This window comes from Nocardioides sp. NPDC000445, assembly GCF_040300245.1.
Taxonomy (GTDB): domain Bacteria; phylum Actinomycetota; class Actinomycetes; order Propionibacteriales; family Nocardioidaceae; genus Nocardioides.
In genome coordinates this window covers 275,476-287,695 of the sequence record NZ_JBEPDH010000006.1, presented here as the reverse complement: position 1 = coordinate 287,695, position 12,220 = coordinate 275,476, and the positions used below count along the sequence as shown (strand labels likewise).

Sequence of the window (12,220 nt, the reverse complement as noted above, 5' to 3'; positions counted from 1 at the left end):
AGTCGGCGCGTCAGAACGCGCCGACTCGGCGAATACGGGGGTGCGGTGGATCAGGCGCCGGCGGCAGCCTTGAGCGCGTCGGCGCGGTCGGTGCGCTCCCAGGTGAACTCGGGAAGCTCGCGGCCGAAGTGACCGTACGCAGCGGTCTTGGCGTAGATCGGACGCAGCAGGTCGAGGTCGCGCACGATGGCGGCCGGGCGCAGGTCGAAGACCTCCAGGACGGCCTTCTGGATGTTGGCCTCGGGCACGGTGTGGGTGCCGAAGGTCTCCACGAAGACACCGACGGGCTGGGCCTTGCCGATGGCGTAGGCGACCTGGACCTCGGCGCGACGGGCCAGACCGGCGGCGACGATGTTCTTGGCCACCCAGCGCATGGCGTACGCCGCCGACCGGTCGACCTTCGACGGGTCCTTGCCCGAGAAAGCGCCGCCGCCGTGACGGGCCATGCCGCCGTAGGTGTCGACGATGATCTTGCGGCCGGTCAGGCCGGCGTCACCCATCGGGCCACCGACGACGAAGCGGCCGGTCGGGTTGATGTGCAGCTTGTAGCCGTCGAAGGGAACCGACGACTTGAACTGCTCGAGCACCGGCTCGATGACGTACTTCTTGATGTCGGCGTGCAGCTGCTCCTGGGTGGTCTCCTCGGAGTGCTGGGTCGAGAGGACGACGGTGTCCACGCGGACGGCCTTGTTCTCGTCGTCGTACTCGATCGTGACCTGGGTCTTGCCGTCGGGACGCAGGTAGTCCAGCGTGCCGTCCTTGCGGACCTCGGTCAGCTTCTCGGCCAGCGTCTGCGCCATCTTGATGGGCAGCGGGAACAGCTCGGGCGTGTCGTCGCAGGCGTAGCCGAACATCAGGCCCTGGTCACCGGCACCCTGGAGGTCGAGCTCGTCGACCGAGCTGTCCAGGCGGTGCTCCTCGGCGGTGTCGACGCCCTGGGCGATGTCCTGGCTCTGGGCGCCGATGGCGACCTGGACGCCGCAGGAGTGGCCGTCGAAGCCCTTGAGGGAGGAGTCGTAGCCGATGTCGAGGATCTTCTGGCGCACGAGCTGGGCGACCGGCGCGTAGGCGTCGGTGGTCACCTCGCCGGCGACGACGACCAGGCCGGTGGTGAGCAGGGTCTCGACAGCCACCCGGCTCTTGGGGTCGTGCTCGAGCAGGTAGTCGAGCACGGTGTCGCTGATCTGGTCGGCGATCTTGTCCGGGTGCCCCTCGGTCACCGACTCCGACGTGAAGAGACGTCCGGTCACGTGTAGCTCCGTTTCAAAGGTTCGTGTGGTTTGAACAGGTAGGCAAACGTCAATCGTTCTGGTCGACAAACATAGACCCCGAACCCCAGGACCGCAGGGGTGGTCCTCATCGTGGCGCGTGGCGTGTCGTCAGTTTGTACGTTGTTCATCCAGGCGTAAGGAGATCTGGTCCCAGATCACCTCTGCGAGGGCGGATTTCGCCCCTTCCTGCACGTCGACGTGGCCTCCGTCGGCGCCCAGGATGACTGCCTTGTTGACCTCGCTGCCGAAGACCGCGCCACCGCTGACGTCGTTGACGACGAGCAGGTCGCAGCCCTTCCGCTTCAGCTTGGCCGTGGCGAGCTCGAGCACCGAGCCGGTCGCGTCGCCCGTCTCGGCCGCGAATCCCACGACGACCTGACCGGGCTTGGTCCGGTGGTGGGAGATCTCGGCCAGGATGTCGGGGTTCTGCATCAGCTCGATCGTCGGCGCCGACCCGTCGGCGGCCTTCTTGATCTTGGCCTCGCTCACCCCGGTCGGCCGGAAGTCGGCCGGGGCCGCGGCCATGACGACCGCGTCCGCACCTGTGGCCGCGGAGACCACGGCGTCGCGCAGCTCGGCGGTGGTGCCAACACGTACGACCTTCAGGCCGGCCGGGTCGGGCAGGGTCACGTTGGCGGCGACCAGGGTCACCTCGGCACCTCGCGCGGCCGCGGCCCGGGCGATGGCGTAGCCCTGAAGCCCCGAGGAGCGGTTGCCGAGGAAGCGGACCGGGTCCAGGTACTCCCGGGTGCCGCCGGCCGAGACGACGACGCGACGACCGACGAGGTCGGCACGCCCGCCATGGGCGAGGACGGCACGGGAGAGCTCGAAGATCTCGGCCGGCTCGGGCAGACGGCCCTTGCCGGTGTCCTTGCCGGTCAGCCGGCCCTCGGCGGGCTCGATGACGATGTTGCCGCGCTCGCGCAGGGTGGCGACGTTGGCCTGGGTCGCCGGGTGCTCCCACATCTCGGTGTGCATCGCCGGGGCGAACACGACCGGACAGCGCGCGGTGAGCAGTACGTTGCTGAGCAGATCGTCCGCGAGACCGTGGGCCGCGCGGGCGAGCGTGTTGGCGGTCGCGGGGGCGACCACGACGAGGTCGGCCTGCTGGCCGATGCGTACGTGCGGGACCTCGGTGATGTTCTCGAAGACGCCGGTGGCGATCTCCTTGCCCGACAGCGCCGCCCAGGTGGGGGCGCCGACGAACTCGAGGGCGGCGGCCGTGGGGACCACGGTCACGTCATGGCCGGACTCGGTGAACCGGCGTAGCAGCTCGGCCGCTTTGTAGGCGGCGATGCCGCCGGCGACCCCTAAGACCACGCGCGGCCGCTCCCCCTCGAGGGGAGCGGCCGAAGTGGTGCTGTTGGTGGACAGCGGAGGACCTGGACGATCAGGCGTCGCCGGCAGGCGCCTCGGCAGCGGCAGCCTGAGCCGCAGCCTGGGCGGCCAGCTCGGCCGGGTCGATGTCCTCGCAGGTCAGCAGGTCCTCGTTGATCTCGCGCAGCGCGATCGAGAGGGGCTTCTCCTGAACGTGGGTGTCGACCAGCGGGCCGACGTACTCGAGGAGGCCTTCGCCGAGCTGGGAGTAGTAGGCGTTGATCTGGCGAGCCCGCTGGGCGCTGTAGAGAACCAGCTTGTACTTGCTGTCGGTCTTCGTCAGCAGGTCGTCGATCGAGGGGTTGGTCACGCCCTGGGCGTCGATCTGAGGGGCAGCCACGTGAGCCTCACTTGTCGGCTTGGTCGGATTTCTTGCTCGGAAGCCCGAGCGTCATCAAGGTTACCAACTCATCGGCTGCCTGATGAACTTCGTGGTTCACGATCGTGACGTCGAACTCCTTCTCCGCCGCCAGTTCGACCCGCGCGGTCTCCAGGCGGCGCTCCCGCTCGGCCTCGGTCTCGGTGCCTCGACCGACCAGCCGGCGGACGAGCTCTTCCCAGCTCGGCGGGGCCAGGAAGACGAAGATCGCCTCGGGCATGGTCTCACGCACGAGCCGGGCGCCCTGCAGGTCGATCTCGAGCATCGCCGGGCGTCCCTCGGCCAGCGCCTTGTCGACGGGACCGCGAGGGGTGCCGTAGCGGGCCATGTTGTGGACCGTGGCCCACTCCAGCAGCTCGCCACCGGCGATCATGGCGTCGAACTCCTCGTCGGAGACGAACAGGTAGTGCACACCGTGGACCTCGCCGGCGCGGGGCTTGCGGGTCGTCGCCGAGACGGACAAGAAGACCTCGGGGTGGTCGTCGCGCACCGCCGCGGAGACGGTGCCCTTGCCGACCGCGGTCGGACCGGCCAGGACGACCAGTCGCTTCTCGTGGCCATCGCCGGCACCGGCCGGGGTCTTCTCGTCCGTCATCAGACTCATCGGCGAGCGAACTCCTCGACCAGCGCGGCCACCTGCTTGGGGCCGAGGCCCTGCACACGGCGGCTCATCGCGATGCCGAGACGCTCCATCATCTGGGTTGCCCGCACCTCACCGAGGCCGGGGTGGGAGGTCAGCAGGTCGATGACCTTCATCTTGCCGACGACCTCGTTCTTCTTCCCTTCCTCGATGACCTCGAGGACGGACATGCCGCCAGTGCGGACCTTGTTCTTGACAGCAGCCCTCTCCTGGCGCGAGGCCGCGGCTTTGACGAGCGCGGCAGCGCGCTGTTCAGGGGTGATGTCCGGAGGCAGAGCCACGAAGACTCCCTTTCACGATCAAATGTGTAGTCGACAGGGCAACCGGGTCGCGCGGTACAGGGATCGTGCCCCCCGGCTGAGCGCTGAAAGTAAGCGCTCGCGCCAATCTAGCCATTACGTTGCCGGGGCGGCAATCGGGGTCGCCTAACTGGTGTCCAATCGGTTCACAGCGTCAAGGACGTGTGACAGACGTCCCGGGCCTGCTGCTGGACGCGTACGGACGCCTCCTGCGTCTTCGTGCTGCTCACCTTCGTGGCCGCGTCAGCGATCTTCTTCGCCTCGGCGTCGCTGACACCCTCGGGAGGTTCGCCGTTCTCGAAGTCGTCGGCCGAGACGCCGGCGTCCTCCAGAGCCGCGCTGAGCTCCGAGATCGCCCCCGTCAGCGTCTTCCAGTCCTTCGCGATGTCGTCGGGCGCATCGCGCTCGAGGTCCTCGAAGATCGGCAGGGCGGTGATCAGCCCGCTGGTGCCGTCCTCGCCCAGGGTGTTCGTCAGCTGCTCCTGGTGGCCCCTGAGGGACTCGCAGTAGTCGTCGATCGGATCACCGCACGAGCTCAGGCCCGTGGCGAGGATCGGCAGGACGAGGAGCTGGGCGGCCATCCGGAGACTGGTCATGGCGCCAGTGTCTCAGCCGAGCTCGTCTCGCAGCCTCAGGGCCTCGTCGCGCAGCGCGGCCACGTCCGGACCCTTGCGCAGCAGTCCGCGGCTGGTGCTGGCGACCACGTTGGCGTTGGCGGCACCGAAGATCCGGGCGAGGTCGCCCGGGGTGCCGCCCTGCTCACCGAAGCCCGGCGCCAGGATGGGGCCGTTGAACCCGAAGTCGTACGCCACCCCCGCACCGTCGGCGCCGTCGATCGTCGCACCGACCACCGCGCCGAAGGAGCCCAGCGGGGTCTCGGCATCGTTCAGCCGGCGCAGGTGGTCGAGCATGACCCGGCCGACGCTGCGGCCGTCCTCGACGGTCGCGTGCTGCACCTCGGGGCCCTCCTTGTTGGAGGTCAGGGCGAGCACGAACAGCCCGGCGTCGAACTTCGTGGCCGTCTCGGCGAACGGGGTCAGCGAGCCGAAGCCCAGATAGGGGCTCACGGTCACCGCGTCGCTGCCGAGCGGGCTCGCGGGATCAAGGTAGGCGTCGGCGTACGCCTGGCTGGTGGAGCCGATGTCGCCGCGCTTGATGTCGAGGAGCACCAGCGCGCCGGCGGCCTTCGACTCGGCGATGACCCGCTCCAGCACCGCGACGCCACGCGAGCCGAAACGCTCGTAGAAGGCGCTCTGCGGCTTGACGACCGGGACGTATGGGGCCAGGCCCTCGACCGCGGTCAGAGCGAACCTCTCCAGGCCGGCGAGATCGTCGTTCAGGCCCCAGTCGAGGAGCAGCGAGGCGTGCGGGTCGATCCCGGCACAGAGCCGCCCCCGCTCGGCGAGAGCGGCGACGTAGCGGGCACCAAAGCTCATCGGCGGACTCCGTTCGCGATCCGGCGGGCGTAGCCGGGACCTTCGTAGATGAACCCGGTGTAGCCCTGGAGCAGGTCGGCACCGGCGGCGAGACGCTCGCGGGCGTCCTCGACGGTGGCGATGCCACCCACACCGACCAGCGTCATCTCGGGGCTGACCCGGCTGCGGAGCAGCCGCAGGACGTCGAGCGCACGCGCCTTGAGCGGGGCGCCGGAGAGTCCGCCGGCACCGGCCGCGGCGATCTCGGCGGGCGCCGAGACGAGGTGCTCGCGGCCGATCGTGGTGTTGGTCGCGATGATCCCGTCCAGGCCGATCGCGGTGGCCAGGTCGGCGACCTCGACGACGTCGGAGTCGGCCAGGTCGGGGGCGATCTTGACCAGCAGCGGGACCCGGTGCTTGGTGACCTGGTCGGCGATGGAGCGGACGTGCTCCAGCAGCGGCTGCAGCTTCTCGACCGACTGCAGGCTGCGCAGGCCGGGCGTGTTGGGCGAGGAGACGTTGACCACCAGGTAGTCGGCGTAGGGAGCCAGCAGCCGGGCCGACTTGGCGTAGTCGGCCTCGACGGCCGACTGGTCGTCCTCGGGCACGAGCTTGGTCTTGCCGATGTTGATGCCGAGGATCGGCCCGCCGGCGGCCGTGCCACGGCGCTCCAGACGGTTCGCCAGCCGGGCGGCGACCGCCTCGGCGCCCTCGTTGTTGAAGCCCATCCGGTTGATCACGGCGCGATCGGCGGGCAGCCGGAAGAGGCGCGGCGCGGGGTTGCCCGGCTGCCCCTCCCCCGTGACCGTGCCGATCTCCACGTGCCCGAAGCCGAGCCCGCCCAGCGCGTCGATCCCGACCGCGTTCTTGTCGAAGCCCGCGGCCAGGCCGATCACGTTCGGGAAGGTGAGCCCCATCGCGTGCACCGGGGATCCCGGCGTACGTCTCCTGGACAGCGCCAGGCCGGCCGCGCGGATCGCGGCGAACGCCTGCTGGTGGGCACGCTCCGGATCCGTCTTCGTCAGCACCTTGTCGAACAGGGTCCGGTAGGCCGTCATTTCGACGACACCCCACCGTCGTGGTGGCCGACGACGTCGCGCCACTCCTGCAGGCTGCGTACGTCGATCTCGCCGCGCCGCAGCGCCTCGATGCCCTGCACGGCGGCGCCGAGGCCCTGGACCGTGGTGATGCAGGCGATGTTGGCCATCACCGCGGCGGTGCGGATCTCGTAGCCGTCCATCCGGGCGGACTTGGCGTTGGAGGTGCCGTTGGGCGTGTTGATGACCAGGTCGACCTCGCCGTCGAGGATCCGCTGGACGGTGGTCTTCTCGCCATCGGGCCCGGTGCCCTCGGAGTGCTTGCGCATCAGCCGCGAGGGCACGCCGTTGCGGCGCAGCACCTCGGCGGTGCCCTCGGTCGCGAAGATCTCGAAGCCGTGGTCGGCAAGCACCTTGATCGGGAAGATCATGGTGCGCTTGTCGCGGTTGGCCATCGAGACGAAGATGCGGCCCTGGGTCGGCAGCGGGCCGAACGCACCGGCCTGGCTCTTGGCGAAGGCGCGACCGAAGTCGGAGTCGAGCCCCATGACCTCGCCGGTCGACTTCATCTCCGGGCCGAGCACGGTGTCGACCTGCTGACCCTCCGGGGTGCGGAACCGGTTGAACGGCATGACCGCTTCCTTGACCGCGATCGGCTGGTTCGGCGGCAGCGCGCCACCGTCGCCGGTCGCCGGGAGCACACCGGCCGTACGCAGGTCCGCGATCGACTCGCCGAGCATCACCCGCGCCGCGGCCTTGGCCAGCGGGGTCGCGGTCGCCTTGGAGACGAACGGGACGGTGCGGGAGGCGCGCGGGTTGGCCTCGATGACGTAGAGCACGTCGGAGCCGAGCGCGTACTGGATGTTGAGCAGGCCGCGTACGCCGACGCCTTCGGCGATCGCCAGGGTGGCCACCCGGATGCGCTCGACCTCGGCGGCGCCGAGGGTGATCGGCGGCAGCGCGCAGGAGGAGTCACCGGAGTGGATCCCGGCCTCCTCGATGTGCTCCATGACGCCGCCCAGGAACAGCTCAGTGCCGTCGTAGAGGGCGTCGACGTCGATCTCGACCGCGTCGTCGACGAACTTGTCGACCATCACCGGCTTGTCCGGGGTGACCTCGGTCGCCGCCTCGATGTAGGAGCGCAGCGCCTCGTCGTCGTAGACGATCTGCATGCCGCGGCCGCCGAGGACGTAGGAGGGACGCACCAGGACCGGGTAGCCGATCTCCGCGGCGATCTCGCGGGCCTCGTTGAACGTGGTGGCCATGCCGTGCTTCGGCGCGACCAGACCGGCCTTGTGGAGCACCCGGCCGAAGGCACCGCGCTCCTCGGCGAGGTGGATGGCCTCGGGGCTGGTGCCGACGATCGGCACGCCGTTGTCCTTGAGCGCCTGCGCCAGACCCAGCGGGGTCTGGCCGCCGAGCTGGCAGATGACCCCGACCACCGGTCCGGCCTGCTGCTCGGCGTGGACGATCTCGAGCACGTCCTCCAGGGTGAGCGGCTCGAAGTAGAGCCGGTCGGAGGTGTCGTAGTCGGTGCTCACCGTCTCGGGGTTGCAGTTGACCATCACGGTCTCGTAGCCGGCCTCGCTCAGCGCGAGAGAGGCGTGCACGCAGGAATAGTCGAACTCGATCCCCTGCCCGATCCGGTTGGGACCGGAGCCGAGGATGATCACGGCCTCCTTCTCCCGGGGCGCGACCTCGGTCTCCTCGTCGTAGGAGGAGTAGTGGTAGGGCGTACGCGCCTCGAACTCGGCCGCACAGGTGTCGACCGTCTTGTAGACCGGGCGGATGTTCAGCGCGTGGCGTACGCCTCGGACCACGTCGGCCGTCATGCCGCGCATCTTGCCGAGCTGGTAGTCGGAGAAGCCGTGGCGCTTGGCGTAGCGGAGCACGTCGGCGGTCAGCTCGGGTGCCGCGATGATGTCCTGGGCGATCTCGTTGATCAGGAAGAGCTGGTCGATGAACCAGGGGTCGATCCTGGTGCTCTCGAAGATCTCCTCAGGCGTCGCGCCGGAGCGGATCGCGTCCATGACCCGCTTGAGCCGGCCGTCGGTGGGGACCTTGATCTCCTCCAGCAGCGCGGGCTTGTCGAGCTCGACGACCTCCTGGGTCCAGTCGAAGACCGCCTCGGGCTTCTCCAGGCTGCGCAGCGCCTTCTGGAGGGCCTCGGTGAAGTTGCGGCCGATCGCCATCGCCTCGCCCACGCTCTTCATGTGCGTGGTCAGGGTCGTGTCAGCGCCCGGGAACTTCTCGAAGGCGAAGCGCGGGACCTTGACGACGACGTAGTCGAGGGTCGGCTCGAACGAGGCGGCGGTCGAGCCGTTCGGCCCGGCGGTGATGTCGTTCTCGATCTCGTCGAGGGTGTAGCCGATGGCGACCTTGGCGGCGATCTTGGCGATCGGGTAGCCGGTCGCCTTGGAGGCCAGCGCCGAGGAGCGCGAGACGCGGGGGTTCATCTCGATGACGATGATCCGGCCGTCGGCCGGGTTGACGGCGTACTGGATGTTGCAGCCACCGGTGTCCACGCCGACGGCACGGATGATGCCGATCGCCAGGTCGCGCAGCTTCTGGTACTCGCGGTCGGTCAGCGTCAGCGCCGGGGCGACGGTGATCGAGTCGCCGGTGTGCACGCCCATCGGGTCGAGATTCTCGATCGAGCAGACGATGACCGAGTTGTCCTTGCGGTCGCGCATGACCTCGAGCTCGTACTCCTTCCAGCCGAGGATGGACTCCTCCAGGAGCACCTCGGTGGTGGGGCTGGCCGCGAGGCCGGCGCCGCCCAGGCGCCGCAGCTCGGTCTCGTTGTACGCGAAGCCCGAACCCGAGCCACCCATGGTGAAGCTCGGCCGGATGACCACGGGGTAGCCGAGCTCCTCGGCGCCCGCGAGCAGGTCGTCGATGCTGTGGCAGATGACCGACTTGGCGCTCTCGCCGCCGAGCTCGGCGACGATCTTCTTGAACTCCTCGCGGTTCTCACCGCGCTGGATGGCGTCGATGCTCGCGCCGATCAGCTCGACGTCGTACTTCTCCAGGATCCCGCGCTCGTCCAGAGCCACCGCGCAGTTGAGCGCGGTCTGGCCGCCGAGGGTGGCCAGGAGCGCGTCGGGGCGCTCCTTGGCGATGACCTTCTCGACGAACTCCGGGGTGATCGGCTCGACGTAGGTCGCGTCGGCGAACTCCGGGTCGGTCATGATCGTGGCCGGGTTGGAGTTGACCAGGACGACCCGGATCCCCTCTTCGCGCAGCACGCGACAGGCCTGGGTGCCGGAGTAGTCGAACTCGCAGGCCTGGCCGATGACGATCGGGCCGGAGCCGATCACGAGCACGGACTTGATGTCCTCGCGCTTGGGCATCGCTCAGACCTCCTTCGCCATGAGAGAGATGAACCGGTCGAAGAGGTAGGCGGCATCGTGCGGGCCGGCCGCTGCCTCCGGGTGGTACTGGACGGAGAAGCCCTTGAGCTTCCCGGTCTCGGCGTCCTTGAGCTCGAGGCCCTCGACGCAGTCGTCGTTGAGGTTGACGTGGGAGACGGTCGCGATGCCGTACTCGGTCTTCGTCTCCTCACCGATCGGCGCGTCGACGGCGAAGCCGTGGTTGTGGGCGGTCACCTCGACCTTGCGGGTGGTGAGGTCCATGACCGGCTGGTTGATCCCACGGTGACCGTACTTCAGCTTGTACGTCCCGAAACCGAGCGCGCGGCCGAAGAGCTGGTTGCCGAAGCAGATCCCGAAGTAGGGGATGTTCTCGGCCAGCGCCGCCTTGAGCAGCTCGACCTGGCCGGTGGTCGCGGCGGGGTCGCCGGGGCCGTTGGAGTAGAAGAGCCCGTCCGGCTCGGTGGCGAGGACGTCCTCGAGGGTCGCGGTCGCCGGGAGGACGTGGACCTCGATGCCGCGCTCGGCCATCCGCTCCGGGGTCATCTCCTTGATGCCCAGGTCGAGGGCCGCGACGGTGAACCGCTTCTCGCCCTTCGCGGGGACGACGTACGCCTCGGTGGTGCTGACCGCGTCGGAGAGGTTCGCACCGCTCATCTCGGCGCTGGCGAGCACCTTCTCGAGCAGGACCTCGGGGTCGGTCTCGATCGTCGAGATCCCGACGCGCATCGCGCCGCGCTCACGCAGGTGGCGGGTCAGGGCGCGGGTGTCGATGCCCGCGATGCCCACGACGGACTGGGCGCGGAGCTCGTCGTCGAGGGTGCGCTGGGCGCGCCAGTTGGAGGGGACCCGGGCTGGGTCGCGTACGACATATCCGGCGACCCAGATCCGACGGGACTCGGGGTCCTCGTCGTTCACGCCGGTGTTGCCGACGTGCGGAGCGGTCATCACGACCACCTGCTGGTGGTAGCTCGGGTCGGTCAGCGTCTCCTGGTAGCCCGTCATACCGGTGGAGAAGACCGCCTCGCCGAAGGTCTCACCCTCGGCACCGAACGACTCCCCCCGGAACGATCGACCATCCTCGAGTACGAGGAGTGCTTCTTTGTGGGCATGCAGCGGCACGCCGTACCTCCTTCTCCGCCTCACGGGACGGTGCTTAAAGGATGTCGGTCAACTTGCTGGTGACAGTATCAAGCAGATGCCGGTTGACGGCAGTTGGCGTCCGCCGCGTACGCCAGCACTGTGACGTACGCGGCATTCGGCCAGCTGTGGTCGGGCTCAGTTGTGCGAGTGGGGCGGCACGACCCCGCCCTCGGACGGCTGGACGATGACGAAGCCGGCGCCGTGGAAGGCGACCTGGAACGCCTCGCCGCTGCCCCGGCCGATGAGCGCACCGGCGGTGAACGACTTCTGCAGGCTGGTCTGGAGGCCGAGCGACCAGCCGACGACCGCGTTGGTGTCGGTGAAGGTGGGCGCCTCGCCTGCGTTGAGGACCACCGGGTCGCCCTCGGTGGTGACCGCGACCCAGCCGGAGCCGCGCAGGGTCGTGTTGAAGAGGCCGCCGGTGAGCATCCCGGCACCCTGGACCCGCTCGATGTTCCACTGCAGGCTGTTGGAGAAGGCGAGCACGTGGTCGCCGTTGATCGAGATGCCCGAGTTGTTCAGGTGGAGGATGTGGACCTCCTTGGCCGCGTCGGCCAGGAAGACGTCGCCCTGACCCTCGACGCCCATCAGGCTGAGCCCCTCACCGGTGACGGCCTTCTTGAGGAACTTCCCCACGCCGCCGCCCTGGTACTTGAACTGCACGTTGCCCTGGTAGGCCACCATCGAGCCCTGGCGCGCCTGGAACGGCTCCCCGACGCGTACGCGCAGGAGCTTCTTGTTCTGCAGCACCGCGCCGCTGCCCTCGATCTCGGCGAAGCGGCCGTCGATCAGGTCGCCCGAGATCCCGGCGAACGGGTCGCCCGTGGGCTGGGGCTGCGCGGCCTGCTGCCCGTACTGGGCGCCCTGCTGGCCGTACTGGGCGGACGCGGCCTGGGCCGGCTGCGCCTGGGCGCTCTCGCCGTACGCGGCCTGCACCGCCTGCGCCGACCCGACCTGCGTCGGCGCCTCCTGCTCCACAGTGGCCTGAGGCGGCGTCAGGGGCGCCGTCGACTGCTGCCCGCCCGTGGAAACGTGCTCCGTCCACTGGCTCCCGTCGTAGTAGCGAAGCTCGGCCTGTCCGGTCGGGTCCGGGTACCACGCTGCGTCCGTCATCTCTAACCCTTGCGTTCACGGACCCACATCGGTCCTTCTCGACTCCATCCTGGCATGTGCTTGATGCGCGACTCACCGGTGTTCCACTCGGCCGCCCTATTCTGTGACCGAAATCCGTCCGGGGCCGTCATCCACGTGTCGCGGGGCCTCACCGGCGGCGAACAAATGATCTAAT

At 69.1% G+C, this 12,220-nt stretch carries 11 protein-coding genes; all 11 read right to left on the bottom strand.

The window, feature by feature from the left end; genetic code table 11:
* Positions 1-50 precede the first annotated feature (50 nt).
* The 11 genes from metK to ABT304_RS10715 all read right to left on the bottom strand — a co-directional run bounded on the left by metK (position 51) and on the right by ABT304_RS10715 (position 12,045).
* Positions 51-1,250: a methionine adenosyltransferase gene (metK, locus tag ABT304_RS10765; RefSeq protein ID WP_350715063.1), complete on the bottom strand. Its 1,200-nt coding sequence runs from the start codon at positions 1,248-1,250 to the stop codon at positions 51-53.
* Between the two features lie 129 nt (positions 1,251-1,379).
* Entirely contained in the window at positions 1,380-2,645 is a 1,266-nt protein-coding gene (gene coaBC, locus ABT304_RS10760) for a bifunctional phosphopantothenoylcysteine decarboxylase/phosphopantothenate--cysteine ligase CoaBC (protein WP_502890316.1), read from the bottom strand.
* A 16-nt stretch (positions 2,646-2,661) separates the two neighbouring features.
* Positions 2,662-2,988, bottom strand: a complete 327-nt coding sequence (rpoZ, locus tag ABT304_RS10755; protein ID WP_160022984.1) for a DNA-directed RNA polymerase subunit omega — start codon at positions 2,986-2,988, stop codon at positions 2,662-2,664.
* A gap of 7 nt (positions 2,989-2,995) precedes the next feature.
* Positions 2,996-3,631, bottom strand: a complete 636-nt coding sequence (gene gmk / locus ABT304_RS10750) for a guanylate kinase (protein ID WP_350715059.1) — start codon at positions 3,629-3,631, stop codon at positions 2,996-2,998.
* Positions 3,628-3,948, bottom strand: a complete 321-nt coding sequence (gene mihF, locus ABT304_RS10745) for an integration host factor, actinobacterial type (RefSeq protein WP_168381123.1) — start codon at positions 3,946-3,948, stop codon at positions 3,628-3,630. Before mihF ends, gmk begins: the two co-directional genes overlap by 4 nt.
* 164 nt (positions 3,949-4,112) lie before the next feature.
* Positions 4,113-4,562 carry a hypothetical protein gene (locus ABT304_RS10740; protein WP_350715057.1) on the bottom strand — a complete coding sequence of 150 codons (450 nt, stop codon included), beginning with the start codon at positions 4,560-4,562 and terminating at the stop codon, positions 4,113-4,115.
* A 12-nt stretch (positions 4,563-4,574) separates the two neighbouring features.
* Entirely contained in the window at positions 4,575-5,402 is an 828-nt protein-coding gene (pyrF, locus tag ABT304_RS10735; RefSeq protein WP_350715055.1) for an orotidine-5'-phosphate decarboxylase, read from the bottom strand.
* Positions 5,399-6,439, bottom strand: coding sequence for a quinone-dependent dihydroorotate dehydrogenase (locus ABT304_RS10730; RefSeq protein WP_350715054.1), 1,041 nt, complete (start codon positions 6,437-6,439; stop codon positions 5,399-5,401). Before ABT304_RS10730 ends, pyrF begins: the two co-directional genes overlap by 4 nt.
* Entirely contained in the window at positions 6,436-9,771 is a 3,336-nt protein-coding gene (gene carB, locus ABT304_RS10725) for a carbamoyl-phosphate synthase large subunit (RefSeq protein WP_350715052.1), read from the bottom strand. The genes ABT304_RS10730 and carB overlap by 4 nt, the downstream gene beginning before the upstream one ends.
* A 3-nt stretch (positions 9,772-9,774) precedes the next feature.
* Complete coding sequence (carA, locus tag ABT304_RS10720) at positions 9,775-10,911, bottom strand: glutamine-hydrolyzing carbamoyl-phosphate synthase small subunit (RefSeq protein WP_350715051.1); 1,137 nt, start codon at positions 10,909-10,911, stop codon at positions 9,775-9,777.
* Between the two features lie 156 nt (positions 10,912-11,067).
* Positions 11,068-12,045 carry an AIM24 family protein gene (locus ABT304_RS10715; RefSeq protein WP_160022972.1) on the bottom strand — a complete coding sequence of 326 codons (978 nt, stop codon included), beginning with the start codon at positions 12,043-12,045 and terminating at the stop codon, positions 11,068-11,070.
* Positions 12,046-12,220 lie beyond the last annotated feature (175 nt).

Bases quoted from the DNA above. Each gene is read 5' to 3' on its own strand.
- gmk (WP_350715059.1), bottom strand. From the start codon at position 3,631: ATGAGTCTGATGACGGACGAGAAGACCCCGGCCGGTGCCGGCGATGGC.
- ABT304_RS10740 (WP_350715057.1), bottom strand. From the start codon at position 4,562: ATGACCAGTCTCCGGATGGCCGCCCAGCTCCTCGTCCTGCCGATCCTC.
- pyrF (WP_350715055.1), bottom strand. From the start codon at position 5,402: ATGAGCTTTGGTGCCCGCTACGTCGCCGCTCTCGCCGAGCGGGGGCGG.
- ABT304_RS10730 (WP_350715054.1), bottom strand. From the start codon at position 6,439: ATGACGGCCTACCGGACCCTGTTCGACAAGGTGCTGACGAAGACGGAT.
- carB (WP_350715052.1), bottom strand. From the start codon at position 9,771: ATGCCCAAGCGCGAGGACATCAAGTCCGTGCTCGTGATCGGCTCCGGC.
- ABT304_RS10715 (WP_160022972.1), bottom strand. From the start codon at position 12,045: ATGACGGACGCAGCGTGGTACCCGGACCCGACCGGACAGGCCGAGCTT.